Raw genomic sequence first — 25,263 nt, forward strand, 5'->3', positions numbered from 1 at the left:
CCCGCGGTGGATCGGCCAGTCGTCACGTCCTGGGGCAAGGCCCTTCTAGGCCTCGGCACTCTGGGCCTTGCGCTCGCCGCCGGCATCGACGCGACGGCCAATCGCTGGCGTGCGATCGACCCCGATCGCGCCCTGCGGGTCCGGCCCGGCGACGCGGTCGCCCTGACACTCCACCAGGACCAGCGACAGGCGGACGGCGAAATGAACCCGGCTCGCGCGGCGGCCATCGCCGATGTCGCCCGCCGGGCCCTGCGGTCCGATCCGCTGACTGCGCCCGCCTTGCGGCAGATCGCGGTCGCGGAAGGGATGGCCGGGCGGCATCGCGCGGCGGACGGGCTCGTGCACCTGTCCTACAATCTCACCCGCCGCGAACTCGGCACGGAGTGGCTGCTGATCGAAGCCGCGCTCGATCGCGGTGACGCCGCCGCTGTCGCGCGCCATTTCGATGAGGCACTGACCACCACGCCGCTCGCGGGGGAGGTGTTGTATCCGGCACTGTCGGCGGCGTTGTTCGATCCGGGAATGCGCGCCGCGCTGGTGCCCTATGTGCGGCAATCGCGCCGCTGGATGCCCTATCTGATCCGCTATGCCCTGGCGGAGGGTGATGCTGGCGAGCATGTCGGCGCCCTGGTCGTCGCGGCCGGTGGGCTGCCGCCGTCGCCGATCTATGCCGACCTCGACCAGAGGATATTGGCGGGAGTCGCGGCCAAGGGAGAGTTCGGTACTGCCGGCGCCTATCTGCGCGGCATGCGCGCCGGCGGCATCGCGACCGATCCCGGCTTCTCCGCAGCGACCACCGATACGCGCTTCGGTCCCTTCGCCTGGTCGCTCGCCGATCAGCAGACGGTGAGTGGCCGGCGCGACGAGAGCGGGCGGCTCCAGGTGCGCATCTCGACCGCGCGTCCGGAGAAGGTGGCCATCCGTACCCTGGTGCTTCCGGCGGGGCGCTATCGCTTCAGCCAGAAGGTCGAGGCGCCGGACGAGGACGTCGTCGCTGCCGCGAAGTGGGAAATGCGCTGCCTGCCCGAAGACCGGCCGATCTGGTCGCTCGAACTGCCGGTGCGCAGGACCTCGTCCCATTATGCCGGCCAGATCGAAATTCCCGCCGGTTGCACGGGTCAGCAACTGGCGCTGGTCGTCGCCGGCCGCGGCGATCAGGAGGATGCCGAGATCATCGTCGACAGCCTCGAACTCGTCCGCCAATGATCGACGCTGGCGTCAGGCCGGCGGCGTCGCGGCTTTGCGGGACGGCTTGTCGGACGGCCCTGCGGGTTCCGGATAGGGCATGATCATCCTGCCGTCGGGGGCGGCGGTGAAGGTCGTCTGGGTGGGATAGGCGAACTCGATCCCTTCCTTAGCGAAAGTCTCCAGGATCGCGATGCAGATGTCGTGGCGAGCGCTGTTGAAGACCTCGCCGTCTTCGTCGAGCACGTCGAACAGCAGCTCGTAATCGAGGCTCGACGGCGCGAAGTTGACCATGCAGCAATGGAGGAACACCGCTTTGTCGTGGGCCGTCACGATCGCCTTGACCATCTCGGGAATGCGGCGACAGACGTCGGGCGGCGTCTGATAGGTGACGCTGAGCATCAAGGTCGCCCGCCGCCGTAGCGTGTGCGCCAGGTTGTGCAGTTCCTTGTTGAGCAGGTTGGTGTTGGAGATCACCACCTCCTCGCCCGCGGTGGAGCGCAGCCGGGTCGTCTTCAGGCCGATCGATTCGACCGTTCCGGTGGTCTGATCCCACTTCACGGTATCGCCGCGCCGGAAGGGCTTGTCGAAGATGATGGCGAGGCTGGCGAACAGGTCGGAGAAGATGCCCTGCGCGGCAAGGCCGATGGCGATGCCGCCGATGCCCAGGCTGGCCACGAGGCCGGTGATGTTGACCCCGATATTGTCGAGGATCAGCAGCGTCGCGACGATGAAGCAGACCGCGGTGACGAGCAGGCGGATAATGCCGATCGCCGAACCGAGGGTGGAGGAGGACACGCCGTCCTCCTCTCCCGCGCGATGCTCGACAATTCCGATGATCAGCTCGCGAACCCACAATGCGGCCTGCACGGCGGTCGCGACGGTGAACAGGAAACCGATCGTCCCGGCGACCACCGCGGGCGGCGTCGCATAGCCGCTGACCAGCCGCGCCGCGAGCATGACGATGAAGAAGATGTTGGTGCGCGCGATCGCCCGGCCGATGATGCGCGACCAATGGCCGAGATGCTCGCGCCGGCATAGCCGCGTGCCGAGCATGCGCAGGCCGTAGAGCAGCGCGATGATCAGCGCGCCGCTTGCGCAGGCGATGGCGATGCTCAGATAATGGCTGCCGATCCAGTCCAGCGTCTGCTGCCAAAATTGCTCGAGATCGCCAAGCGACTGGATCGGCGTCGGCATTTCGGCGTCGATCGCGGCATTCCCCGTCTTCGTCATTCAACCTTCCATCATTTGCCGTTCACATTGCCCCAACGAGGCTGGGCGCGCCGGCGTTCCGCCGCGGCCGACAAGGGGCGTTCGGGCTCCGGTTCCGGCTCGGGTAGTTCCGGAGGCTCGCTTTCCTGCTCCGCCGCGGCGTCCCGCTTGCGCTTGCGGAACGGGTTCCAGACCCGCCGCTTCACATGGATCTGGACATAGCGGTCGAAGCCGATCTCGACTGCGATGATGTAATAGATATAGGGCTGGAAGGCGATGCCGACGAAGGAGGAGCCCAGCATGAAGATGAGATGGGCATGCTGGAGCGCCGCGGCGAGCGGCGACACCCAGGCGTTGGCCCCTTCCTCCTTCAGATAACTTCGTCGGATCACCTCCATCCGGAAGATGCCGATCAGGTGAACCGCCAGGAACAGCGCCAGCCCCGGATAGCCCTGTTCGCCCAGCATCTCGAAATAGGCGTTGTGGAAGGATCGGCCGGCGTCGTAGCCGACCACGCTGACGACCGTGCCGTCGGCGGTCTTGTAGCTCATGTCGATGGTGAGCTTGTTGCCGAGATAGGCTTCGAAGCCGCCGCCGAACGGATGGGACTTCGAATAGTCGAGCGTCCATTTCCACACGGCCAGGCGGGTCGATGCCGATGCGTCGCCCTTGTAGCCCTGGATCGTGTCCATGCGCTGGGTGTAGCTTTTCGGCAGGAAAGGGATTCCCGCCGCGACGATCGCGGCAATGATGCCGATGTAGAGGAAGCGCCGCTTCGTCGCGCGCAGCTCCAGCACGCCCGCCAGCACGATGCAGAGCAGGCCGGTGCGTGTCTGCGTGCCGATCGGGATCAGCAGGCAGGCGAAGGCGAGCGCATACCAATAGATTCGGGAGAAGATCGTCGGACGCACGATCGTGGAATATTTCGCCATGTAGAGGATCAGCGGGATCGAGCAGATCGCGAAGGCCGAGATCGTGCTGCTCTCGTACATGCCGCTGTTGTTGGCGACCATCAGGTTGAGCGTGCCGTAGCCGCCGCCGCCGGCCAGCGTCTTGGCGCCGCCCACCACCGCGATGGATGACAGGCAGAGCAGCATGAACAGCAGCACGCCTTCGATGCGGACGCGCGTGTAGAGCGTCATCGGCATGAAGATCGAGAAGACCAGCGCCTTCCATACCCAGTCCCACTTGTCGAGCGCGGCGTCGGGATAGTCGGCGGTCAGGGTCGTGTAGCCGCAATAGAGTAGCAGCAGGATCAGCAGTATCTGCCGCGGCGTCGGCTTGCTGAGCGTCTTGTCGTCGTTGATTGCCCAGCCCAGGAAGGCGGCGATGAACACGATCAGCGAAACCGGGATCGAGCTGAGCAGGTAATAGGACAGCCGCTGCGGCGAGACGATGTCGACATAGACATAGGCGCAGACGAAGAGAAACGGCCGACGGAAACCCGCCAGCAGGATCGCGACCAGGAAACCGATGAGGAAGAGATCACGCACGGTCGGAGCCGGGCCTCGCCTCGCCGGTCTCGACGCCCGCGCGGCGCGTGGGCGGCTTCTTCGGGAGCACGGGCTTGAAATGGCGCCCGGACCCTGTCGGTTCGTCGTTCAGGTCGGGGTGGAGCAGCAGTTTCACGGCCACGTAGCCGATCAGGAAATGGGCCAGGAGCAGCGAGAGCGTATCGATCATCGGCGGCTTCCCGATCCGTTTCCGGTTGACATGACAAGCCTCTTCATGCGCGTTCGCACGGCATGAAGATCCTCCATATCCTCGATCATAGCCTGCCGATCCACAGCGGCTATACATTTCGTACCCGGGCGATCCTCAAATCCCAGATTTCGATGGGTTGGCAGGTGATGGGCGTCACCGGCCCGCGTTACAACGCGCCGCAGCCCGATCCGGTGGAGGAGGAGGGGCTGGTCTTCCGGCGCACCCCCGCCGTCCGTCCCGCGCGCACGCCTGTCGGCGAATGGCGCGAGGTGGCGGCGCTCGTACGGCGGATCGGCGAGGTCGCGGCGGAATGGAAGCCGGATATCCTCCACGCCCATTCGCCGGCGCTGATCGGGCTGGCGGGGCTGCGCGCCGCCCGGCGCCTCCGCCTTCCGTTCCTCTATGAAATCCGCGCCTTCTGGGAAGACGCTGCGGTCGGCAACGGTACCGGGCGAGAAGGGTCGCCGGTCTACCGGCTGATTCGGCGGCTCGAGACCCATATCGTCCGCCGCGCCGACGCGGTGGCGGTGATCTGCGAAGGGCTGCGGTCGGATCTCGTCGCGCGCGGGATCGCCGCCGACAAGGTGATGGTCTCCCCGAACGGCGTCGATCTCGAGCTGTTCGGCGCCCCGCCGCCGCCCGACGAGGCGCTGGCCGCCGAACTCGGGCTCGGCGGGGCCGAGGTGATCGGCTTCATCGGTTCCTTCTACGATTATGAAGGACTCGACGATCTCGTCGCGGCGATGCCGCTGCTGCTCGAACGGCGGCCGCAGGCGGCGCTGCTGCTGGTCGGCGGCGGTCCGATGGAGGAAGCGCTGCGGGCACAGGCGGCGGCGTCGCCCGCGGCGGCGCGCATCCGCTTCGCTGGCCGCGTTCCGCATCAGCAGGTCGACCGCTATTACAGCCTGATCGACATCCTCGCCTATCCGCGCAAGTCGATGCGCCTGACCGACCTGGTGACCCCGCTCAAGCCGCTCGAGGCGATGGCGCAACGCCGGCTGGTCGCCGCGTCGAACGTCGGCGGGCATCGTGAACTGATCGAGGACGGGGTTACCGGCACGTTGTTCGCGCCCGACGATCCGGCGGCGCTGGCGGCGGCGCTGGCGGGGCTGCTCGACGACCGGGGCGGATGGGACGAGCGGCGCGAAACCGCCCGGGCTTTCGTGGAACGCGAACGCAATTGGGGCGTCAATGTCGCGCGCTATCGGCCCGTCTACGAAGGATTGATCGCCGGCTCCGCACGTTAAAACATCGTTGTCAGTAGCGGCCGATAAGAATTGAAAAGTAACGGAATCCCAATTTTGCCTTATTATGGGATGACAATAGAGACATATGGGCGTTCCGATGGTTCAAACGAAAGCGCGTCGCCGATCAAGCCTGATCATGGGCGTTCTGCTCGCGCTGCTGCTCGGCGTGGCGGCGGCATTCTTCGTGCTCGCCATGCCGATCCGCATGCTGGAGACGGTGACCACCTTCACCCGCCTGTCCAAGCTGATGGTGCAGGCGGAACCGCCGATCTCGCCGAACGACCGGACGCTGCTGTCGGTGCTCGCCGCCATCCTCACCGCCGGGATCGGCTGGGTCCTGGTCGACTGGCTGGTATTCGGGCGCGCGGGGATGAGCACGCTGATCCGCACCCGCGACGACGATTATGAGGATGAGGACGAGGATCATTTCCGTCCGACCGATCCGCTCGACCTGGTGACGCCGGCCGAGGACCCGGCCGCCGAATGGCCGGTGCCGTCGACGGGCGATGCCCGCAGGCCGCTCTCCGCCCGTACCGATATCGGCGATCCGCCGCCCGCGCTCGACCCGTTCGGAGCACCGCTGGCCGGACTCAACCAGGCGCTGCCGCCGATCAGCGAGATACTGCCCGGCACCGGCGTGAGCGCGCCACCGTTGCAGCCCAATGCCCTGCCGCCGCTGATTCAGCCCGCCGCCTTCCCGCAGGCCGCCCCGTTTCCGGAGGCGGAACCGGCGCCGCCGGAGATGCCGCCCCCCGCCGGCGGCCTGCCGACCTGGATGCCCGCGCCCGGCCTGCGCCCGGATGGTCAGGCCGCCGATCCGCTGCCCGCCGCCTTCTACGAAGAGCCGGCCGAGCCGGGGCCGGAACCGGAAGTCGATTCGGCGCCTGCTCCCGATGCGGCCGTGCCGCCGTCCCTGATCGGGACGCCGGCCGTTCCGCAGCCGGTTCCTCCGCTGCCGACGCCGCAGGCGGGGCCCTTCGCCCCGCCGCCACTGGCCGACGAGATGCCTCCGTTGGCCGCGCAACCTTTCGCCGATCCTCAGCCCGCCGTCGCCGTCCGGCAACCGGACCAACCGCCAGCGGCGGCACCGGCACCGGCACCGGCCCAGCCGGCTCCACGGCCGCGCCCGCTGCCCGAGCCGGGTTTCGACCGGGCCCGGCTCGAAGAATTATTGGCTCGTCTCGAACGGGGATTGCAACAGCGCAGGGCCGCTGCCGCCGCACGGGCGCAGGCGGAACAGTCGCCGCCGGCCCCGCAGCAAGCACCGGCGCCTGTGCCCACAGCCATGCCCATGCCGGCTGCCGCGCCGCCGTCCCTGACGGAGCCGCCGGCTCCGCCTCCGATCATCGAACCCGTGCCCCCGATGAGCCGGTACGAGCCGCCTGCGGCGCCGGCGCCCGCATCGATCCTGCCGGTCGCTCCGCCGCGGGCCGTTCCCGAACTGCGCAGCGACGAACTGCTCGACCAGCCGTTGCACGTGACGCTGGATCTGCTGCGCAACATGGTCAAACGCTGACGGCCAGGCTGTCGGCGACGGTCAGCGCTTCCAGCCGCAGGAGCGCTTCGGCGTCGCGTCGCTCGACCGAGACCAGCTTGATCTCGGCGATCAGATGGCCGGCTATGGTGAAGTCGGGGGCGGCGATCCAGATGGGCAGGGCGGCGAGCGCCCGCTCCACCCCTTCTCCCCGCAGCCGAAGGTCGATGCGGTGCCGCCCGCCGTCGAACAGCAGGCTGTGCCAATCCTCGCTCTCGCCATGATCGAGCAGCAACTCGGCGAACGGCGCGCAGCAATGGTGGAGACGCCGGGCGATCGCCTTGACCGGATCGCTCATCGCGCGCCGGCCTTCTTTTCACGCGCCCGGACGATATAGGCCTGCACGCGCCGGACGGTGTCGTCGCGCGGCTCTCGGCCGCGGCGCAGAGTCGCCACGAAGCCGGGGTCGCCCATCGCGTCGCGGCCGAAGCGCGAGGCGGGAATGCCGCTCTCGCGAAGATAGCGTTCGATCAACCACAGCAAATCCATCCCAAGCTCCTTCGCGACTCAATCGTTCACTTTATGTTCCAATCCATTTCCTACTTGTCTAGGAAAAATCCTATCGATAAGGAGGGGCATGGCCGACGACGTCCGCACCGCCCTCGACGCCCTGATCCGGGAGCGGGGAGAGGATTACAGCGCGATCTCGCGGCTGCTGGGGCGCAATCCGGCCTATATCCAGCAGTTCATCAAGCGCGGCAGTCCGCGGCGGCTGGCGGAGGAGGATCGGGTTCGGCTGGCGGCCTATTTCCGGGTTCCGGAATCGCGGCTGGGCGGTCGGTCCGGCGATGGGCCGGTGGAGGAGGCGACGGCCGCCTCGGCGTTGGTGACGGTGCCGAGGATCGCGATCGGCGCTTCGGCTGGGCCGGGCGGCATTGCCGAGATCGAGGAACGCGATCGCCCGATCGCCTTCGACGACGGGCTGCTGCGCGATCTTGGCGCCGGGCGACGGGCGGCGCTGTCGATCATTCGCGTCGCAGGGGAATCGATGGAACCGACCCTGCGCGACGGCGACGACATATTGGTCGATCGCGACGCGATCGAGGTCCGGCCCGGCGGCATTTATGTGCTGCGGCTCGACGACCTGCTGATGGTCAAGCGGCTGCTCCGCGACGACCGCGGCCTCGTTGTCCACAGCGACAACCCTGCCCATCCGGAGATCGCCGGTTTCGATCCGGCGACGTTGCAGGTGATCGGCCGCGTGCTGTGGTGCGGCCGGAAGCTATAGCCGGTCAGCGCCGGCTGCGGTCGATCAGGTAGAGTATGATCGCGATCGCCACGCCGGCGCCGGTGCCGATCAGCATTCCCATCGACGGCTGGCCATAATGATTGCCGACGATGGCCCCGGCCATGATCGTGAAGGCGATGATCGCGCCGCCCGCGCGGGAGGCTTTGCCGCTATTCTGTTCCATGGCGGTCCCCATGCCACGCCGCCGCGCCGTGCGCCAGCGTTCGTCCCGGCTGTCCCGCCACGGGACGCCATGTCCCGGGACGGGACTTGGTCAACGCTCCATTCACCAGCTATCCGGCTGACGGCGGGGGATTTGCGGATCTCGGCACGGGTCTTGTGTGAAGGCGGGCGTCGCACGGGGAAGGGGCCGGGATTGGAAGAGATTTTCTACATCGCGGATCGCGCCAGCATCGCCCAGGCCGAGGAACTGATCCGCGAGTTCGGCATGCTGGCGGTCGACGAGGCCGCAGCGCGCAGCCGCCATTATCGCGAGCTCGGCAATGCGATCCGATTCTGCGAATGGCGGCAGATGGAGCGCTTCCTGTCGCTGCTGGCCCTCGATATGGCGGTCGGTACCGTTCATTGATGCGATGACCGGGCGGCGGAGCGGCATCATCCGCCGCTCCGGCCATTGCGATCATTGGGTTTGGACCCTAGGGTCTTGCCATGCGTAACGCCTGTAGGCCGACCAGCGCCCGATCGATCGTCTTGGGCGCCATGTTATGTGTGACGGGCGCGGCGCAGGCGCAACCCGCATCCCCGCCCACGGCGTCCGAGGATCCCGCCGATCTTCCGGAACTGGACCCCTCGACCGAGATGGCGCCGCTGCCGGGCATGGAGGTCGACTGGCCCGAGGCCGCCGATACGGCGGGCGAGCCCCCGGCCGATGCCGGTGCGGCAACGGGCGCGACGGCGGAGTCGACCCTCGCCGACGCACAGGCGGATCGGCGCTATGGCGTCGACATCACCGGCCTTTCGGGCAAGGACGGGGTGCCGCCCGAGACCGAGAGCGCGATCCGCAGCCGGTTCCGCCAGCTGTCTGCGCTGGAAGAAGGGAAGGGCGTCGGCAACACCGCGCAGATCGATCGGCGCGCCCGGCAGGACGAAACCCTGCTCAACCAGCTGTTGCGCGCCGCCGGCTATTATGACGCGCGTGTCTCGACCCGGATCGAGGACGAGAAGACCGGCCGGCTCGGCGTCTCCCTCGTCGTCCGCCCCGGCGTGCTCTACACATTGTCGGGGGTCGATTTCGGCGGGATCGACGCCGCTGGCGACGTCGCCGCGCAGCTCCGACGCGCCTTCGGGCTGGAGACGGGCCAGCCGGCCGATTCGGATCGGATCGAGGCGGGTCTGGTCGCGCTCAAGGCCGAGCTGGGGCATGAGGGATTCGTCTTCGCGAAGATCGGCGAGCCCAAGCTTACCGTCGACCATGACGAGCATGCGGTGCGGCTCGCGGTGGACGTCGAGCCGGGCTATGCCCAGCGGATCGGCAAGATCAGGATCGAGGGCGAGCGGCTGTTCAGCGCCAAGCATCTCGGCCGGATCGCGCGGTTCCGGACCGGCGACATGTACGACGCCGCGCGGATGGAGGATTTCCGCCGGGCGCTGATCCAGACCAGCCTGGTTTCGGCGGTCACGATCAAGCCGGTGGCGACCGCCGACCCGCAGGTCGTCGACATCTCCGTGAAGCTCGAGCCTGCACCGCCGCGCACCGTCGCCGGCGCGATCGGCTACGGCACCGGCGAGGGCTATAGGCTGGAGGCGAGCTGGCAGCATCGCAACCTGGTGCGGCCCGAAGGCGCCGTCACCTTCCGCGGCGTTCTCGGTACCCAGGAGCAGTCGCTGGGCGCGACGCTCCGCCGCAACAACTACAAGGCACGCGACCGGGTCCTCACCGGTCAGGTCATCCTCAGCCATCTCGACCAGAACGCCTATGAGGCGCGCAGCCTCACCATCGGCGCCGGGCTCGAACGGCAGACCAACATCATCTGGCAGAAGAAATGGACCTGGTCCTACGGCGTCGAGCTGGTGGCGTCGAAGGAACAGGATACGGTGAAGGCGACCGGCGCGCCGCGCAGCCGCCAATATCTGATCGGGGCGCTGCCATCGAGCCTGTCCTATGACGGGTCGGATGACCTGCTCAATCCGACCCGCGGCTATCGACTCGCCGCGCGGGTCTCGCCCGAGCTGTCGCTGCAGGGCGGCGCCTTCGGCTATGTGAAGGCGCAGGTCGACGGCAGCTCCTATCTGCCGGTCGGCGGACGGACCGCGATCGCCGGCCGGGTCCGCTTCGGGTCGATCATCGGCGCGTCGGCCGAGCGGATCGCGCCGACCCGGCGCTTCTATGCCGGCGGCGGCGGATCGGTTCGCGGCTATGGCTATCAGAAGATCGGCCCGGTCGACATCAACGGCGATCCCGCCGGTGGTCGCAGCCTCGCCGAATTCTCGATCGAGGCGCGCGTCCGCTTCGGCGATTTCGGCGTGGTGCCCTTCATAGACGGCGGCAATCTCTATTCGGCGCGGCTGCCGACCTTCCGCAACCTGCGCTACGGCGCCGGTATCGGCGTCCGCTATTATACCAGCTTCGGGCCGATCCGCGTCGACGTCGGCACGCCGCTCAACCGGCGGCCCGGCGATTCGCGGATCGCTGTCTACGTTTCGCTCGGGCAGGCCTTCTGATGGCCGACGAGATCGCCATGGTCGAGGAGAAGGTCGAGGCCTGGCGCCGGCGCCATCCGGTCCTGCGCTTCGTCGCGATCGGTTTGCTGTCGCTGCTGCTGCTGTGCTCGGCGGCGATCTGGATGCTCGACAGCGGCCCTGGCCACCGGCTGATCATCGACCGGATCGGCGCGCTCCGGCCCTCGTCCGGGCTGCGTATCCGGATCGGGCGGATCGACGGTTCGATCTGGAACCGCGCCACGTTGCGCGACCTGCGCCTCTACGACAATCAGGGCTTGTTCCTCGAAGCGCCCGAGATCGCGCTCGACTGGCGGCCGGCCGCCTGGGTCGCGAACAAGCTGTGGATCCGGAGCGTCGAGACCGACCTGCTGATCCTGCATCGCAAGCCCAAACTGCAGCCGTCGCCCAAGAAGGGACCGCTGCTGCCGGGCTTCGACATCCATGTCGGGCGGCTGCGCATCGCGAAGCTGCGCCTCGAACCGCCGGTCGCCGGGCGGCGCCACATCGTCCGCATCGCGGCGGAGGCGGACATCCATGACGGTCGGGTGCTGCTCAAGCTCGACGGTGCATCGAGCGCACGCGACCGGCTGACGCTCCAGCTGGATTCGGAACCCGACCGGGACCGCTTCGATCTCGACGCGCGGCTGGTCGGGCCCGCCGACGGGGTTGTCGCCGGGGCGACGGGATGGAAGAGGCCGGTCGACGGCGTCATCTCGGGCACGGGCCGCTGGTCCGCCTGGAAGGGCAGGGCGACGATGGACGTCGGCGACATTCGGCTGGTCGACCTGCGGTTGGCCGCCGATCACGGCAAATATGCACTGGACGGCGCGCTCGCACCGAGCCGTCTGCTATCGGGCAAGTTGCAGCGCTTGTCCGATCCGACGATCCGGGTCAGCGGTGCGGCGACGCTGGCCGACCGGCAACTCGGCGGCACGCTGTCGATCGCGACGCCCGCGCTGGAGATCGGCGCTTCGGGCACGCTCGACCTGGCCGCTTCGGCCTTCGATGCGGTGGTCGTTGATGCGAAGCTGCTGCGTCCCCAGGCGATGTTCCCCAACATGACCGGGCGCAATATCCGGCTGCATGCCAGTTTCGACGGGCCGTTCGGCACGGCGGACTATGCCTATGTGCTGACTGCCGAGCATGTCGCCTTCGACACGACCGGCTTCGACGTCGTCCGCGCCGAAGGCAAGGGCAAGCTGTCCGATCCGCCGGTCAAGCTGCCCGTCCGCCTGTCGGCGCGGCGGGTCACCGGCGTCGGCGACGTCGCCGGCGGCATCCTCGGCAATCTCAAGGTCGACGGCGTGCTGCAGGTGACTGCGCAGAAGGTGACGGGCGAGCGGCTGCGGCTCAGCTCGGATAAGCTGGCGGGGCAGCTCTCGCTCAGCCTCGATCTGCGGACCGGCGCCTATGACGTTGCCCTGACGGGAAAATTGCTGCGCTACTTCATCCCCGGCATCGGCATCGTCGACGTCAATTCGGAGCTGAAGGTCGTCCCCGGTGCGGGCGGGCGCGGCACGGTGGTCGCCGGGCGCGGGCGCGCCTGGGTGCGCCGTTTCGACAATGCCTTCCTGCGGTCGCTGGCGGGCGGTCTGCCCTCGATCGACACCCGGCTCCGGCGCGGACCGGACGGCGTGCTCCATTTCGAACGGCTGGTGCTGACCGGACCCGGCATCCGCCTGGCCGGCAACGGATTCCGCCGCCGCGACGGCACCTTCTACTTCAAGGGCAGCGGCACCCAGGCGCAATATGGCCCGGTCCAGCTCACCCTCGACGGTAACATCAGCCGGCCGAAGATCGATCTCGTCCTGGCCAGCCCGGTGCAGGCGCTGGGCTTGGTCAACGTCGCGGTGAAGCTCGATCCGACCGCGCAGGGCTTCACCTACAGCGTGACCGGCGGCTCGCACCTCGGGCCGTGGGGCAGCAGTGGCGCGATCCTGCTGCCGGCCAACCAGCCGGCCACCATCCAGGTCGCGAACTTCGCGGTCAGCGGTGCCAAGGGCAGCGGCAGCCTGCGGTCCGATCCGGGTGGCTTCACCGGGCGCATCGACCTGGCCGACGGCACCGTCACCGGCCCGCTGCTCTTCTCGGTCGAGCGGGGCCTGCAGAAGATCGAAGGCCATCTGCGCGCCCGCCGCGCGACCATCGGAGCAGCGGTGCCGTTCACGATCGGCCGCGGGCGGCTCGACGGCACCGTACTGCTTGATCCGGCGGGGGTGCAGGTCAACGCCACGGTCGCGCTGTTCGGTACGACGATGCGCGGCGTCACCCTCGGCCGCGGCCGGGCCACGATCGCGCTCAAGGGCGACAGCGGGACGATCAGCGCCAACCTCGCCGGATCGCGCGGGCGCGGCTTCGAGCTGGCGACGCTCGCCCGCCTCGCGCCTGACGGCGTCAGCCTGACCGCCGAGGGCACGATCGACCAGAAGCCGGTGCGGCTGGACGGTCCGGCCGTGCTGCGGCGCGAACCCGATGCCTGGCGGCTCGAGCCGACGGCCCTTAGCTTCGGCAGCGGCAAGGCGACGCTCGCCGGCCGCTTCGGCAGCGCGACCAACGAGCTCAAGGCCGGCGTCCAGGCGATGCCGTTGTCGGTGCTCGACATCTTCTATCCGGGGCTCGGCCTTTCGGGCGTCGCGACAGGCGAGGTCGACTATCGGCTCCAGCGTGGAGCTCGCATTCCCACCGGCCGTGCCAACCTCAAGATCCGTGGCCTGTCGCGCTCGGGCCTGGTGCTGACCTCGCGTCCCGCCGATGTCGCGCTGGCGGGAGTGCTGACCGAGAATGTCGCGGCGGCACGGGCGGTGGTGTCGAGCGGCGGCAAGGTGATCGGACGCGGGCAGGCGCGGATCACCAACCTGCCGACGACCGGCGCGCTGCCGGACCGGCTGATGAGCGGCAACCTGTTTGCGCAGCTTCGCTATGGCGGCCCGGCCGACACGCTGTGGCGGCTGATCGGGGTGGAGACGATCGACATATCGGGGCCGGTGTCGATCGGCGCCGACATCAGCGGCACCGGCGCCAATCCGGTGATCCGGGGATCGCTGCGCTCGACCCAGGCGCGGCTCGAAAGCGCCGTGACCGGCACGGTGATCACCAACATCGCCGCCACCGGCCGCTTCAACGGATCGCGCTTGCTGGTCGACAAGCTGTCCGGTCAGACGCGGGGCGGCGGCACGATCGCCGGCCGCGCCGCATTCGACTTCGCGGCGGAGAAGGGCATCGGCATGGACGTCGCGCTCGACGCGCAGAACGCCCAGCTGATCAACCGCGACGATATCGGTGCGACCGTAACCGGTCCGATCAAGATTCGTTCGGACGGCGGCAGCGGCACGATCGCCGGCGACGTCCGGCTGGTGCGCGGCCGCTTCCAGCTCGGCCGCGCCGCCGCGGTCGCGACGATTCCGCAGTTCGACACGGTCGAGCTCAACCGCCCCGACGACGAGGATGACGTCCAGCGGCCCTTGTCGTGGAAGCTAGACATCGATGTGGATTCGCGCAATCAGCTCGCGGTCACCGGCCTCGGCCTCGACAGCGAATGGCGCGGCAAGCTCCATCTCGGCGGCACGATCGACAATCCGGCGATCAACGGCCGGGTCGACCTGGTTCGGGGCGGCTACGAGTTTGCCGGCCGCCGTTTCGATCTGGACCGCGGCGCGATCCGCTTCCTCGGCGAAACCCCGCCCGATCCGCTGCTGGACATCACCGCCAAGGCCAATCTCAACGGCGTCAGCGCGACGATCACGGTCAGCGGTACGGGTCAGAAGCCAGAGATCCATTTCAGCAGCATCCCCGCGCTACCCGAGGACGAGCTGCTGTCGCGGCTGCTGTTCGGCACCTCGATCACCAATCTGTCGGCACCCGAGGCGCTCCAGCTCGCGGCGGCTGTCGGGTCGCTACGGGGCGGGGGCGGCGGGCTCAACCCGATCAACGCGGTGCGCCGCGCCGCCGGGCTCGATCGCCTGCGCATCCTGCCCGCCGATCCGACGATCGGCATCGGCACCTCGATCGCCGCCGGCAAATATATCGGCCGGCGCACCTATGTGGAGGTGATCAGCGATGGGCAGGGCTATTCGGCGACCCGGATCGAGTTCCAGATCACCCGCTGGCTGTCGCTGCTGTCGAGCATCTCCACCATCGGCCGGCAGAGTGCGAGCGTGAAGGTGTCGAAGGACTATTGAGGTTTATATCTTTGGCGTCTCCAACTCCGCTCATCCTGAGTAGGGACTGAGCTGTGGCGAAGGCCCATATCGAAGGATATTTGAGCCTCGAGCGCCCCTTCGAGACAGCATTTCGACTACGCTCAATGCTTCCTCAGGATGAGCGGGCCGGATAGAAGCTCGATACTCTAGGCTGTCCGGCCGCCGCTTGGCAGTGGACCGTCCTATGCTATGCTCGCTGCCGTAACGAGATGGGGGAGGTAGCCGATGAACAGCCTCGATCAGAACAGACCGTTGATGCTGAGCGTCCTGCGTATCATGTCGGGATTGTTGTTCCTGGCCCATGGGACGCAAAAATATCTTTCTTTTCCGGGCGGCGAACGCGCCGGATCGGGTTGGGCGCTCGACAATCCCGCCGCCTTTGCCGGGATCGTCGAATTCGGCGCCGGCCTGCTCATCGCGCTTGGGCTGTTCACGCGACCGGCGGCGTTCCTCGCCTCGGGCACGATGGCGGTGGCCTATTTCATCGGGCATATGCCGACGAATTTCTGGCCGGTGAACAATATGGGCGACGCGGCGATCCTCTACTGCTTCGTCTTCCTCTACCTGGTCTTCGCGGGGCCAGGACCGCTCAGCCTGGACGCCCTGCGCGCGCAGAAAGGTCGCTGAAGCTGTTCAGACCTGGGGCGTCGGGCGGCAATTATGCGCCCGGAACAACTGTCCGCGCTCGGCCACCAGGACGATCAGCAACGCCGCCGACGAGCCGATCAGGAAGCCCAGCGTCAGGGGCAGGGTGGTGCCGCTGAACGTCTGGCCGATGGCGATGCCGATCAGCGTTCCGATCAGGCTCTGCATGAATCCCTGGATCGACGAGGCGGTGCCGGCGATATGGCCCACCCGTTCCATCGCCATTGCGCTGAAATTCGATCCGGTCAGGCCGAACAGGAACATCGTCGCTCCCTGGAACAGCGCGAAGATCAGCACCGTCTCCCGGCCGGACAAGACGACGCCCAGCCGGACCAGCGACAGCAGGATCATCGCGATCAGCGCGCTGTGCGAGACGAGACGGGTGCCCAGCCGCTCGACGATCCGCGAATTGAGCAGCGCGGCGATCGCCATCATCACCGCGATCGCGGCGAAGCCGGGGGCGAAAAGCTCGGGTGCGTGGAAGCTGCGGGCGAAGATCTGCTGCGAACTGTTGAGAAAGCCGACCAGCCCGCCATAGACGACCGCCGAGGCGAAGGCATAACCCAGCGAGAGGCGGTCGCGAAGCGTCGTCCGCGTCGCGTCGAGGATCGAGTCGAGCGCGATCGAACGGCGGCGGTCGGGGGCCAGCGTCTCGGGCAGGCGCAGTCCGGCCCATAGCGCGACGAACAGGCTGAAGGCGCCGAGCAGATAGAATATCCAGCGCCAGGGGGCGACGATCAGGATCAGCTGGCCCAGCGTCGGAGCGAGGATAGGCACCGCCAGGAAGACCATGAAGCAGAGCGACGTCACCCGCGCCATGCGCCGGCCGGCATAGCAGTCGCGCACGATCGAGATCGACAATACGCGGGTCGACGCCGCGACGAAGCCCTGCAGCGCGCGCGCCACCAGCAGCAGCTCGAAGCTGCCGGCATGGGCGGCGATGAAACTCATCAGCGCATAGATGCCCATCGTACCGAGCAGGAGCGGTCGACGGCCGAAGCGGTCGGCGAGCGGGCCATGGACGAGCTGCCCGAAGCCGAATGCGCCGATATAGACCGCGATGACGAGCTGCTGGTGGTTCTCCACCGACACGCCCAGTTCGGTGCCGATCCGGCCGAGCGCGGGCAGCATGATGTCGATGCCGAGGGCGTTGACCGCCATCAGCGACGCCATCAACGCGACGAATTCGCCAAATGGCAAGCCGTGCGACGCGTTTTCGGACTGGATGGGTTCGGGGGCGTTCATTCGGGGGATCCTGGGCGGGGCAATAAGCGCGGGTCCGCCGGCTGGCAACCAAAAGAGAAAGGGCCCCGGGGCGCTGGCCCCGGAGCCCTTTCTCGAAGCGCCTTTCGGCGGATCAGTTCGAGAAGTACATGTCGAACTCGACCGGGCTCGGGGTCATTTCCCAACGGGCGACTTCCGGCCACTTGAGCTCGAGATAGGCCTCGATCTGGTCTTCGGTGAAGACGCCGCCCTTGGTGAGGAAGCCATGGTCGGCCGCCAGCGCATTGAGCGCCTCGCGGAGCGAACCGCAGACGGTCGGAACCTCGGCCAGCTCTTCCGGCGGAAGATCGTAGAGGTTCTTGTCCATCGCCTCGCCCGGATGGATCTTGTTCTCGATGCCGTCGAGGCCAGCCATCAGCAGCGCCGCATAGCAGAGATAGGGATTGGCCATTGCGTCGGGGAAACGGAATTCGACGCGCTTCGCCTTGGCGCCGGCGCCGTAGGGGATCCGGCACGAGGCCGAGCGGTTGCGCGCCGAATAGGCGAGCAGGACCGGAGCCTCATAGCCCGGCACCAGCCGCTTGTAGCTGTTGGTGGTCGGGTTGGTGAAGGCATTGAGCGCCTTGGCATGCTTGATCACGCCGCCGATGAAATAGAGGCAGGTATCCGACAGGCCGGCATAGCCGTTGCCCGCGAACAGGGGCTGGCCCTTGTCCCAGATCGACATGTGGGTGTGCATGCCCGAGCCGTTATCCTCCTTGATCGGCTTCGGCATGAAGGTCACGGTCTTGCCGTAGGCCTGCGCGACCTGCCAGCAGACATACTTGTAGATCTGCATGCGATCGGCAGTGGTGACGAGCGTGCCGAAGGTCAGGCCCAGCTCGTGCTGCGCGGAGGCGACCTCATGGTGGTGCTTGTCGCAGGGCAGGCCCATTTCGAGCATGGTCGAGACCATCTCGGCGCGGATGTCGACCGCGCTGTCGACCGGGGCGACCGGGAAATAGCCGCCCTTGGCGCGCGGGCGGTGGCCCAGATTGCCGCCTTCGAGCGCCTTGCCGCTGTTGGTCGGCAGCTCGATGTCGTCGAGGCGATAGTAGCTGGTGTTGTAGCTCGTCTCGAACTGGACGTCGTCGAACATGAAGAATTCGGCTTCCGGCCCGACATAGACGGTGTCGCCGATGCCGATCGACTTCACATAGGCCTCGGCGCGCTTCGCGGTCGAGCGCGGGTCGCGGCCGTACAGCTCGCCGGTCGAAGGCTCGACGATGTCGCAGACGAGGATCAGCATCGGGGTGGCCGAGAAGGGATCGACCCAGACGGCGTCCAGATCGGGCTTCAGGATCATGTCGGACTCGTTGATCGCCTTCCAGCCTTCGATCGACGAACCATCGAACATGAAGCCGTCGGTCAGCTCGTCCTCGCCGACGACGCCGGCGACCATGGTCAGGTGCTGCCACTTGCCCTTAGGGTCGGTGAAACGAAGATCGACCCACTCGATCTCCTTGTCCTCGATCAGTTTAAGAACGTCAGCGGGCTTGTTCGCCATGTGCCTTGCCTTCCCCGTGAGAAAATCGATTGAAATGGTTCGGGCGATCGTTGCGCCCGGTTACGTCGGCCTGACGCGATTCAGATCGCGTCGGCATCCCTCTCTCCAGTCCGGATGCGGACCGCGCCTTCGACCGGCAGGATGAAGATCTTGCCGTCGCCGATGCGGCCCGTCTGCGCGGCGGAAGCGATCGCCTCGACCACGCGGTCGGCCAGGCTGTCGTCGACGACGACCTCCAGCTTCACCTTCGGCAGGAAATCGACCACATATTCCGCGCCGCGATAGAGCTCGGTATGGCCCTTCTGGCGGCCGAAGCCCTTGGCCTCGGTCACGGTGATGCCGGAGACGCCCACCTCATGGAGGGCTTCCTTGACCTCATCCAGCTTGAACGGCTTGATGATAGCTTCGATTTTCTTCACCCGTGCCCTCCCCGGCCAGCGCTTGCGGGCCTTCCATGGCGTGCGATCCCGCGAGTCGCAAGGACGCTGGGGCGGAACGGGGCGATATTCTGCCGCATTGCCGCAAAAGGCGGCATCTATCAGCGGCATGCCTGAAAAATGGGCAGATTGTGCCCATGGATTGATCTTGGATGGTCGCCCGTCGCCTCGAGCATCATGCGTTTAACTGTCGCGTCCGCTCGTCCTGAGGAGGGACTGAACGGAGGTGAAGGCCCATCTCGAAGGATCCTTCGAGACACCATTTCGCCTTCGCTCAATGGCTCCTCAGGATGAGCGGTTCAGACAGACCCCACGATGTTCTAGATATAGGGCGGCTGGTGCAGTCCCTTGGGGCTGGCGGTGAAGATCTCGCAGCCGTCCTCGGTGATGCCGATCGAATGCTCGAATTGGGCGGACAGCGACCGGTCGCGCGTCACCGCGGTCCAGCCGTCGTCGAGCAGCTTCACGTCGGGCCGGCCGATGTTGATCATCGGCTCGATCGTGAAGAACATGCCGGGGCGCAGCTCGGGCCCGGCGCCGGGGCGGCCGACATGGACGACCTCGGGCGCGTCGTGGAACACCCGGCCGAGGCCATGGCCGCAGAAGTCGCGAACGACGCCGTAGCGGTGCTTCTCGGCATGGCGCTGGATCGCATGGCCGATATCGCCAAGATGGTTGCCGGGCTTCGCCTGCTCGATTCCCAGCATCAGGCATTCATAGGTGACGTCGACCAGCCGCTTCGCCTTGATGCCGACGTCGCCGACCAGATACATCCGGCTGCTGTCGCCGTGCCAGCCGTCGAGCAGCGGGGTGACGTCGATGTTGACGATATCGCCGTCCTTCAGCGTGCGTTCGCCGGGGATGCCATGGCAGACGACATGGTTGATGCTGATGCAGCAGCTATGGGTGTAGCCGCGATAGTTCATGGTCGCGGGCACCGCGCCCGCCGCCACCGTCATGTCGTAGACGATCCGGTCGAGCTCCTGCGTCTCGACACCCGGCACGACATGGGGGGCGAGCGCGTCGAGAATCTCCGCGGCCAGTCGGCCGGCAGCGCGCATCCCGGCAAATCCGGACGGCCCGTGGAGCTTGATCGCCCCGGTGCGCGGATGGGAGGCGGCAGCTTCGTCGGCGGTGATATAGGTGGTCATCCCCACCATATAGGCGATCTCCGGCGCTTTTGCGAGCGCCGAGCGACGTCCTCGCGGGACCCGCGGAAAGGCACGGGCGTAAAGCGCTTCCACCTCAAACGATCACACTCTATGGGAACCGCCATGACCGGCCCGGAATCAGAAGAGCGAATCTGGACGGCTGCCCTGCTCGTCATCGGCGATGAGATCCTGTCCGGGCGGACCCAGGACAAGAATGTCGCGCAGGTGGCGACCTGGCTCAACTTGCAGGGGATCAGGCTGGCCGAGGTCCGCGTCGTCGCCGACGACATGGACGCCATCGGCGAGGCGGTGCACCAGCTCAAGGCACGCAACGACTATCTGTTCACCACGGGCGGCATCGGCCCCACCCATGACGACATCACCGTCGATGCGATCGCGCGGGCGCTGGGCGTGTCGGTGGTGATCCACCCCAAGGCCCGCGCCGCGCTCGAAGGCTATTATGCGACCCGTGGCGGCCTGACCGACGCGCGGCTGCGCATGGCGCGGGTGCCCGACGGGGCCGAGTTGATCGAGAACGCCATGTCGGGCGCGCCGGGCATCCGCCTCGGCAACATCTTCATCCTCGCGGGCGTGCCGCATATCGCCGGGCTGATGCTGGAAGCGTTGTCGAACCAGCTCGAAGGCGGGCTGCCGGTGCTGTCGCGGACGATCGGATGCTGGGTCCCCGAAAGCGAGATCGCCGACCTGCTGCGCGAGACCGAGCGAGCACATGCCGGCTCCCAGATCGGCAGCTATCCCTTCTTCCGCGAGGGGCGGGTAGGCGCCAATTTCGTCGTCCGTTCGACCGACCCGCTGACCGTCGACCGCTGCATCGCGGCGATCGGCGAGGGTCTCGTGCTGCTCGGCTACGTCCCGGTCGTCGACGGCATCTGATCTCCACCGTCATGCCTGCGGAGGCAGGCCGCCATAGCCGCTATCTGGCGGCGACGGATCGTGCTGGCCTGTCGACCCCGGACATGTCATGAATTATCCCGAATAATGTTCGTCATGAACAAAAACGGGAGAGATCCATGCCGCAGCTTCTTCCGACCTCGCTGGTCGGTTCCTATGCCCAGCCTGACTGGCTGATCGATCGTGCGCGGCTGAAGGATCGTTTCCCGCCGCGGGTGCGGGCGAAGGAGTTGTGGCGGCCGGCGCCCGAATATCTGGAGGAGGCGCAGGACGACGCCACGATCTGGGCGATCCACGAGCAGGAGCGTGCCGGGCTCGACATCATCACCGACGGCGAGATGCGGCGCGAAAGCTATTCGAACCGGTTCGCGACCGCGCTCGACGGGGTCGACATGGATAATCCCGGCGTCGCGCTCGACCGGTCGGGTCATCCCAATCCGGTGCCGCGCGTGACCGGTCCGATCCGCCGGCGGCACGCGGTGCAGGTCCGCGACGTCGAATTCCTGCGCCGCCACACGGACCGGCCGATCAAGATCACCGTGCCTGGGCCCTTCACGATGAGCCAGCAGGCGCAGGACGACCATTATGGCGACCCGGAGGCGCTCGCCATGGCCTATGCGGCGGCGGTCAACGAGGAGGTGAAGGACATGTTCGCGGCCGGGGCCGACCACGTCCAGCTCGACGAACCCTATCTGCAGGCCCGACCGGAGGCGGCGCGGCGTTTCGGCCGGCAGGCGGTGGAGCGCGCGCTCGATGGGGTCGGCGGCAGCACCGCGCTGCACATCTGCTTCGGCTATGCCGCGATCATCCACCAGCGACCGAGCGGCTACGATTATCTGCCCGAGTTGTCCGAATGCCCGGTCCACGCGATCTCGATCGAGACCGCGCAGCAGAATCTGGACACGTCGATCCTGCGCCGGCTGCCCGGCAAGACGATCATCCTGGGCGTGCTCGACCTGTCGACCGACAGCGCGGAATCACCTGAGACGGTCGCTGCCCGGATCCGTAGGGGACTGGAGCATGTCGATCCCGAACGGATCGTGGTGGCCCCCGATTGCGGCCTCAAATATCTGCCGCGCGACCTGGCCTTCGCCAAGATGAAGGCGATGGTCGACGGCGCCGCCATCGTCCGCGCGGAACTGGCGGCGAAGGCCGTGCCGGCATGAGCTGAAGGCCTCGCCGCTGCAGGAAGGAGCTCGTTCAACTCGTCGCCGGATCGTCGCGCACCCGCCGGGTCATCGTCAGGGAGATGAGCGCGGCGAAGGCGAAGGCCGAGGCGATGACGAAGGCTGCCCCGGGGAAATGGAACGGCGCGCTGGGGCCGGTGAACCAGGCGAGGGCGGGATTGAGCAGCAGCGGCGCAACGATCGCGCCGACGGCGTTGAGGCTGCCGATGAAGCCTTGCATCTCGCCCTGTGCGTCGGCGGGCGCGCGCTGCGACATCAGCGCGGTGATCGACGGCTGGACCAGCGCCTGCAGCGCGGTGAGCACGATGACGATCATGGCGAACCAGGCATAGGGGACCAGAGCATAGCCGAGATAGCCGATCGCGGCGACGGCGACCCCGATCATCGCGGTTCGCCGTTCGCGGAAGCGCTTGACCACCCGGCCGAGCACCGTGGCCTGCACCACCGCCATCGAGATTCCGGCAAGCGCCAGCGAGAGGCCGATCATCCCGTTCGACCAGCCATATTGGGCGATGGCGAAGAAGGACCAGGTCGCCGGATAGACCATCGAGGCGATGTTCCACAGCAGCAAGATGCCGGCCAGCCCCAGAACGCCGCGCATCTTGCGCGCCTGCAGCAGCGCGCCGACGGGGTTGGCGCGGGCGAGGTTGAACGGCCGGCGCTTCTCGGGCGGCAGCGTCTCGGGAAAGAAGAAGAAGCCGAAGACGAAGTTGATCGCCGAGCAGATGGCGGCGGCGTAGAAGGGCATGCGGTGCCCGAACTCGCCGAGCAGCCCGCCCAGAGCCGGGCCCAGGATGAAGCCGATCCCGAAGGCGGCGCCGACCAGCCCGAAGCGCTTGGCGCGGTCCTCGGGCGCGGTGATGTCGGCAAGCGCGGCCGATGCCGGGCTGAACGACGCACCGAACACGCCCGCGATCAGCCGCCCCAGGAACAGCAGCGCGAGCGTGTGCGCGAAGCCCATCAGCACATAGTCCACGGCGAGGCCCGCGAGCGACAGCAGCAGCACAGGCCGGCGGCCGAAGCGATCGCCGAGATTGCCGGCAAGCGGGCCGCATAGGAACTGCATCAGCGCATAGACCACCGACAGCCAGCCGCCCATCCGCGTCGCCGCGGGAAGGTCGAGATGGCCCACCTCCATGACGAGGCGGGGCAGCACCGGGATGACGATGCCGAAGCCGATCGCGTCGATCAGGATGGTGGCAACGATGAAGACGGTGGCGTTGCTCTTGCCACGCTCTGAAACCGGCATGCGTTCCCCGAATCTTGGCCGGGCCCACACCGGCGCCCGCTACATCGGCGTTCGCCGGTGAAAAGACAAGGATGGGTGATGACGGCGGCGGCCGCTTCGTCCATGAAGGCGCCGAACAAGGGGGGGAAGCCAGCATGGCCCGGATCATCATCGCCTATCTCGCGACACTCATCGTGTTCGCGGTCGTCGACGCCGTCTGGCTGACCCAGGTCGGCCCGCTGCTCTACCGGCCGATCATCGGCGCGGTCCTCGCGCCCGAGCCGCGCATGGCGCCCGCGATCGTCTTCTATGCGCTCTACATCGCCGGCCTGATCGTCTTCGCGGTCCATCCGGCACTCGTCGCAGGCGGCTGGCGGACGGCGCTGGTCAAGGGCGGGCTGTTCGGTTTCTTCGCCTATGCGACCTACGACCTGACCAACCAGGCGACCTTGTCGGTCTGGTCGACGCGGATCACCCTCGCCGACATGGCGTGGGGCACCTCCGTCTCCGCCGCCGGGGCGACCGGCGGCTTCCTGCTCACTCGGCTGGCGACGAAGGGCTGACAGCATGAAGGTCGAGGGCGGCTGCCATTGCGGGCTGGTGCGCTTCGAGGCCGAGGTCGGCGACGAGCCGCTCGAGGTGCTCGACTGCAATTGCTCGATCTGCTCGATGACGGGCTATCTGCACCTGATCGTGCCGGACAGCCGCTTCCGCCTGATCGAGGGCCAGCGCGAGACGACCACCTACCGCTTCGGATCGGGCAAGGCGCGCCACATCTTCTGCGCGCAATGCGGGATCAAGAGCTTCTACCGACCGCGATCGCATCCCGAAGGGATCAGCATCTCGCTGCGCTGCATCGACGGCTGGGAGGATCTGAAGGTCGTCATCACCCCCTTCGAGGGTCGCGATTGGGGCAGGGGAGAGAATGTGCCGGGCGACTGAGCGCCGATCCCGATCAGGCCGCTTGGCGTCCGTGCAGCCGGCGGCCGAGGCCGTAATCGCCCATGATCGTCGTGCGCTCCATGATCCGCACCTCATCGGGGGCCGCGCCGGTGACGCAATGCGCCATCCGCCAATTGTCCCACAGCAGCATCTCCGACGGCTGCCACTGGTGGAAATAAGCGGGGCTGGCGGTCAGGTGATCGACCAAGCGGCCGAGGAGCGCATGCCCGGCCGCGTCGTCGTGGCCGAGGATGTGGAGCGCGCCGAACGGCGAGACGTTGAGCACCTTGCGGCCGGTGTCCGGCTGGACGAAGACGATGGGGTGGACGACCGGCGGATAGTCGGTGTCGAGACGCGGCCCCACCGACTTCTCGAAATCACCGGTCAGGATGGTGCGCACCCGGCTTTTCGTGCCGTAGCGCGAGCCGCCGGGGTTGACGCAGAGCTGGTAGACGATCTCCAGCCCCTCGATCTCCGCCTTCAGCGTCTCGGGCAGCAGCTCATAGGCCTGGACCTGGTCGATGAAGCCGGTCTGTCCGCCCCAGCTCGCGATCGTCTTCGCGGTCAGCAGCCCGCCATGGTTGATGCTGTCGACGAAGATCAGGTCGGAATGCCAGGGCAGGAAGGCGACCGATTCGACGCCGTCGACCTCGAACAGCCCTTCCTTGTTCTTGTCGGAGACGAGGGTGATCAGCTCGGGATGGGCGGCGGACCGCAGCTCGGGGATCGGATGGACCTCCAGCTCGCCAAACACGCGGCTGAGCGCGATCTGGAATTCGGGGGTGACCTGGCTGCCGCGAAAGACGACGAGACCGTCCCGGATCCAGTAGTCGCGCAGCTCGGCGCGCACCGCGTCCCGATCGATGTCCCCGCGCGCGAGGCCGATCACCTGCTTGCCGAACCCCAGCCCCTCGCGGAGCGCCTCCACCGAATAGCCCATCTGCCGCCTCTCCGCGTCGTTCGCCGGGAAGCGTAGGACAGGGCGGCGCGCCTCGGTAAG

24 protein-coding genes are annotated in these 25,263 nt (G+C 67.4%); 12 read left to right on the plus strand and 12 right to left on the minus strand.

Going from position 1 to position 25,263, the window contains the following annotated elements; translation table 11 throughout:
* Positions 1-6: 6 nt before the first annotated feature.
* Entirely contained in the window at positions 7-1,206 is a 1,200-nt protein-coding gene (locus tag B5X82_RS01150; protein WP_079646207.1) for a hypothetical protein, read from the plus strand.
* Between the two features lie 12 nt (positions 1,207-1,218).
* Here the strand turns inward: B5X82_RS01150 and B5X82_RS01155 are convergent, their stop codons facing one another.
* From B5X82_RS01155 to B5X82_RS01165, 3 genes are read right to left on the minus strand one after another with little or no spacing between them, the layout of a single operon-like run.
* Positions 1,219-2,382 (minus strand): mechanosensitive ion channel family protein, encoded by a 1,164-nt coding sequence (locus B5X82_RS01155; RefSeq protein ID WP_079646686.1) that lies wholly within the window; start codon positions 2,380-2,382, stop codon positions 1,219-1,221.
* Positions 2,383-2,429: 47 nt separating this feature from the next.
* Positions 2,430-3,890, minus strand: coding sequence for a putative O-glycosylation ligase, exosortase A system-associated (locus B5X82_RS01160; protein ID WP_079646208.1), 1,461 nt, complete (start codon positions 3,888-3,890; stop codon positions 2,430-2,432).
* Positions 3,883-4,080, minus strand: a complete 198-nt coding sequence (locus B5X82_RS01165) for a hypothetical protein (RefSeq protein ID WP_079646209.1) — start codon at positions 4,078-4,080, stop codon at positions 3,883-3,885. The genes B5X82_RS01160 and B5X82_RS01165 overlap by 8 nt, the downstream gene beginning before the upstream one ends.
* A gap of 62 nt (positions 4,081-4,142) precedes the next feature.
* Between B5X82_RS01165 and B5X82_RS01170 the strand changes: the two genes are divergently transcribed.
* Entirely contained in the window at positions 4,143-5,348 is a 1,206-nt protein-coding gene (locus tag B5X82_RS01170) for a TIGR04063 family PEP-CTERM/XrtA system glycosyltransferase (protein ID WP_079646210.1), read from the plus strand.
* 85 nt (positions 5,349-5,433) lie between these two features.
* Positions 5,434-6,864 (plus strand): hypothetical protein, encoded by a 1,431-nt coding sequence (locus B5X82_RS01175; protein WP_139385006.1) that lies wholly within the window; start codon positions 5,434-5,436, stop codon positions 6,862-6,864.
* On the opposite strand, the gene B5X82_RS01180 is transcribed toward B5X82_RS01175, so the two are convergent.
* Positions 6,854-7,180 carry a hypothetical protein gene (locus tag B5X82_RS01180; RefSeq protein ID WP_079646212.1) on the minus strand — a complete coding sequence of 109 codons (327 nt, stop codon included), beginning with the start codon at positions 7,178-7,180 and terminating at the stop codon, positions 6,854-6,856. The genes B5X82_RS01175 and B5X82_RS01180 overlap by 11 nt on opposite strands.
* On the minus strand, positions 7,177-7,371 hold the full coding sequence (locus tag B5X82_RS01185; RefSeq protein WP_079646213.1) for a hypothetical protein: 195 nt from the start codon (positions 7,369-7,371) through the stop codon (positions 7,177-7,179). The genes B5X82_RS01180 and B5X82_RS01185 overlap by 4 nt, the downstream gene beginning before the upstream one ends.
* 88 nt (positions 7,372-7,459) lie before the next feature.
* On the opposite strand from B5X82_RS01185, the gene B5X82_RS01190 reads away from it, so the two are divergent.
* Positions 7,460-8,110 carry a S24 family peptidase gene (locus B5X82_RS01190; protein WP_079646214.1) on the plus strand — a complete coding sequence of 217 codons (651 nt, stop codon included), beginning with the start codon at positions 7,460-7,462 and terminating at the stop codon, positions 8,108-8,110.
* Positions 8,111-8,114: 4 nt separating this feature from the next.
* Here the strand turns inward: B5X82_RS01190 and B5X82_RS01195 are convergent, their stop codons facing one another.
* Positions 8,115-8,294, minus strand: coding sequence for a hypothetical protein (locus B5X82_RS01195; RefSeq protein WP_079646687.1), 180 nt, complete (start codon positions 8,292-8,294; stop codon positions 8,115-8,117).
* 192 nt (positions 8,295-8,486) lie between these two features.
* Between B5X82_RS01195 and B5X82_RS01200 the strand changes: the two genes are divergently transcribed.
* The 4 genes from B5X82_RS01200 (at position 8,487) to B5X82_RS01215 (ending at position 15,618) form a co-directional block, all read left to right on the plus strand.
* Positions 8,487-8,699 carry a hypothetical protein gene (locus B5X82_RS01200; RefSeq protein WP_079646215.1) on the plus strand — a complete coding sequence of 71 codons (213 nt, stop codon included), beginning with the start codon at positions 8,487-8,489 and terminating at the stop codon, positions 8,697-8,699.
* An 80-nt stretch (positions 8,700-8,779) separates the two neighbouring features.
* Positions 8,780-10,792: an autotransporter assembly complex protein TamA gene (locus B5X82_RS01205; protein ID WP_079646216.1), complete on the plus strand. Its 2,013-nt coding sequence runs from the start codon at positions 8,780-8,782 to the stop codon at positions 10,790-10,792.
* The gene (locus B5X82_RS01210) at positions 10,792-14,970 is read left to right on the plus strand and encodes a translocation/assembly module TamB domain-containing protein (protein WP_079646217.1); all 4,179 of its coding nucleotides are present in this window, start codon (positions 10,792-10,794) and stop codon (positions 14,968-14,970) included. Before B5X82_RS01205 ends, B5X82_RS01210 begins: the two co-directional genes overlap by 1 nt.
* Positions 14,971-15,216: 246 nt before the next feature.
* Positions 15,217-15,618 (plus strand): DoxX family protein, encoded by a 402-nt coding sequence (locus B5X82_RS01215; protein WP_079646218.1) that lies wholly within the window; start codon positions 15,217-15,219, stop codon positions 15,616-15,618.
* A 6-nt stretch (positions 15,619-15,624) separates the two neighbouring features.
* Here B5X82_RS01215 and B5X82_RS01220 read toward each other — a convergent pair whose 3' ends face one another.
* The 4 genes from B5X82_RS01220 to map all read right to left on the minus strand — a co-directional run bounded on the left by B5X82_RS01220 (position 15,625) and on the right by map (position 19,994).
* The gene (locus tag B5X82_RS01220) at positions 15,625-16,881 is read right to left on the minus strand and encodes a multidrug effflux MFS transporter (protein ID WP_079646219.1); all 1,257 of its coding nucleotides are present in this window, start codon (positions 16,879-16,881) and stop codon (positions 15,625-15,627) included.
* Positions 16,882-16,993: 112 nt separating this feature from the next.
* Positions 16,994-18,406 carry a type I glutamate--ammonia ligase gene (gene glnA / locus B5X82_RS01225; RefSeq protein WP_079646220.1) on the minus strand — a complete coding sequence of 471 codons (1,413 nt, stop codon included), beginning with the start codon at positions 18,404-18,406 and terminating at the stop codon, positions 16,994-16,996.
* Between the two features lie 80 nt (positions 18,407-18,486).
* A complete protein-coding gene (locus B5X82_RS01230) occupies positions 18,487-18,825 on the minus strand; it encodes a P-II family nitrogen regulator (RefSeq protein WP_012051005.1) in 339 nt (112 codons plus the stop codon).
* A 338-nt stretch (positions 18,826-19,163) separates the two neighbouring features.
* A complete protein-coding gene (gene map / locus B5X82_RS01235; protein WP_176152454.1) occupies positions 19,164-19,994 on the minus strand; it encodes a type I methionyl aminopeptidase in 831 nt (276 codons plus the stop codon).
* Between the two features lie 123 nt (positions 19,995-20,117).
* Here map and B5X82_RS01240 point away from each other — a divergent pair, with 123 nt between their 5' ends.
* A complete protein-coding gene (locus B5X82_RS01240) occupies positions 20,118-20,888 on the plus strand; it encodes a competence/damage-inducible protein A (protein WP_079646688.1) in 771 nt (256 codons plus the stop codon).
* Between the two features lie 137 nt (positions 20,889-21,025).
* Positions 21,026-22,072: a uroporphyrinogen decarboxylase family protein gene (locus B5X82_RS01245; RefSeq protein WP_079646222.1), complete on the plus strand. Its 1,047-nt coding sequence runs from the start codon at positions 21,026-21,028 to the stop codon at positions 22,070-22,072.
* Positions 22,073-22,106: 34 nt separating this feature from the next.
* On the opposite strand, the gene B5X82_RS01250 is transcribed toward B5X82_RS01245, so the two are convergent.
* The gene (locus tag B5X82_RS01250) at positions 22,107-23,342 is read right to left on the minus strand and encodes a TCR/Tet family MFS transporter (protein WP_079646223.1); all 1,236 of its coding nucleotides are present in this window, start codon (positions 23,340-23,342) and stop codon (positions 22,107-22,109) included.
* A gap of 134 nt (positions 23,343-23,476) precedes the next feature.
* On the opposite strand from B5X82_RS01250, the gene B5X82_RS01255 reads away from it, so the two are divergent.
* The gene (locus B5X82_RS01255) at positions 23,477-23,884 is read left to right on the plus strand and encodes a DUF2177 family protein (RefSeq protein ID WP_079646689.1); all 408 of its coding nucleotides are present in this window, start codon (positions 23,477-23,479) and stop codon (positions 23,882-23,884) included.
* Between the two features lie 4 nt (positions 23,885-23,888).
* Entirely contained in the window at positions 23,889-24,263 is a 375-nt protein-coding gene (locus B5X82_RS01260) for a GFA family protein (RefSeq protein WP_079646224.1), read from the plus strand.
* 13 nt (positions 24,264-24,276) lie between these two features.
* On the opposite strand, the gene B5X82_RS01265 is transcribed toward B5X82_RS01260, so the two are convergent.
* Complete coding sequence (locus B5X82_RS01265) at positions 24,277-25,203, minus strand: TauD/TfdA dioxygenase family protein (RefSeq protein ID WP_079646225.1); 927 nt, start codon at positions 25,201-25,203, stop codon at positions 24,277-24,279.
* Positions 25,204-25,263: the final 60 nt, after the last annotated feature.

The sequence above is a fragment of the Rhizorhabdus histidinilytica genome (assembly GCF_900167915.1).
GTDB lineage: Bacteria > Pseudomonadota > Alphaproteobacteria > Sphingomonadales > Sphingomonadaceae > Rhizorhabdus > Rhizorhabdus histidinilytica.

What these genes read in the sequence shown, in the direction of transcription:
- B5X82_RS01155 (WP_079646686.1), bottom strand. Translation starts at nt 2,382, where the DNA reads ATGCCGACGCCGATCCAGTCGCTTGGCGATCTCGAGCAATTTTGGCAG.
- B5X82_RS01165 (WP_079646209.1), bottom strand. Translation starts at nt 4,080, where the DNA reads ATGATCGATACGCTCTCGCTGCTCCTGGCCCATTTCCTGATCGGCTAC.
- B5X82_RS01170 (WP_079646210.1), top strand. Translation starts at nt 4,143, where the DNA reads ATGAAGATCCTCCATATCCTCGATCATAGCCTGCCGATCCACAGCGGC.
- B5X82_RS01175 (WP_139385006.1), top strand. Translation starts at nt 5,434, where the DNA reads ATGGGCGTTCCGATGGTTCAAACGAAAGCGCGTCGCCGATCAAGCCTG.
- B5X82_RS01180 (WP_079646212.1), bottom strand. Translation starts at nt 7,180, where the DNA reads ATGAGCGATCCGGTCAAGGCGATCGCCCGGCGTCTCCACCATTGCTGC.
- B5X82_RS01185 (WP_079646213.1), bottom strand. Translation starts at nt 7,371, where the DNA reads ATGGATTTGCTGTGGTTGATCGAACGCTATCTTCGCGAGAGCGGCATT.
- B5X82_RS01190 (WP_079646214.1), top strand. Translation starts at nt 7,460, where the DNA reads ATGGCCGACGACGTCCGCACCGCCCTCGACGCCCTGATCCGGGAGCGG.
- B5X82_RS01195 (WP_079646687.1), bottom strand. Translation starts at nt 8,294, where the DNA reads ATGGAACAGAATAGCGGCAAAGCCTCCCGCGCGGGCGGCGCGATCATC.
- B5X82_RS01205 (WP_079646216.1), top strand. Translation starts at nt 8,780, where the DNA reads ATGCGTAACGCCTGTAGGCCGACCAGCGCCCGATCGATCGTCTTGGGC.
- B5X82_RS01210 (WP_079646217.1), top strand. Translation starts at nt 10,792, where the DNA reads ATGGCCGACGAGATCGCCATGGTCGAGGAGAAGGTCGAGGCCTGGCGC.
- B5X82_RS01215 (WP_079646218.1), top strand. Translation starts at nt 15,217, where the DNA reads ATGAACAGCCTCGATCAGAACAGACCGTTGATGCTGAGCGTCCTGCGT.
- B5X82_RS01220 (WP_079646219.1), bottom strand. Translation starts at nt 16,881, where the DNA reads ATGAACGCCCCCGAACCCATCCAGTCCGAAAACGCGTCGCACGGCTTG.
- glnA (WP_079646220.1), bottom strand. Translation starts at nt 18,406, where the DNA reads ATGGCGAACAAGCCCGCTGACGTTCTTAAACTGATCGAGGACAAGGAG.
- map (WP_176152454.1), bottom strand. Translation starts at nt 19,994, where the DNA reads ATGACCACCTATATCACCGCCGACGAAGCTGCCGCCTCCCATCCGCGC.
- B5X82_RS01240 (WP_079646688.1), top strand. Translation starts at nt 20,118, where the DNA reads ATGACCGGCCCGGAATCAGAAGAGCGAATCTGGACGGCTGCCCTGCTC.
- B5X82_RS01245 (WP_079646222.1), top strand. Translation starts at nt 21,026, where the DNA reads ATGCCGCAGCTTCTTCCGACCTCGCTGGTCGGTTCCTATGCCCAGCCT.
- B5X82_RS01250 (WP_079646223.1), bottom strand. Translation starts at nt 23,342, where the DNA reads ATGCCGGTTTCAGAGCGTGGCAAGAGCAACGCCACCGTCTTCATCGTT.
- B5X82_RS01255 (WP_079646689.1), top strand. Translation starts at nt 23,477, where the DNA reads ATGGCCCGGATCATCATCGCCTATCTCGCGACACTCATCGTGTTCGCG.
- B5X82_RS01260 (WP_079646224.1), top strand. Translation starts at nt 23,889, where the DNA reads ATGAAGGTCGAGGGCGGCTGCCATTGCGGGCTGGTGCGCTTCGAGGCC.
- B5X82_RS01265 (WP_079646225.1), bottom strand. Translation starts at nt 25,203, where the DNA reads ATGGGCTATTCGGTGGAGGCGCTCCGCGAGGGGCTGGGGTTCGGCAAG.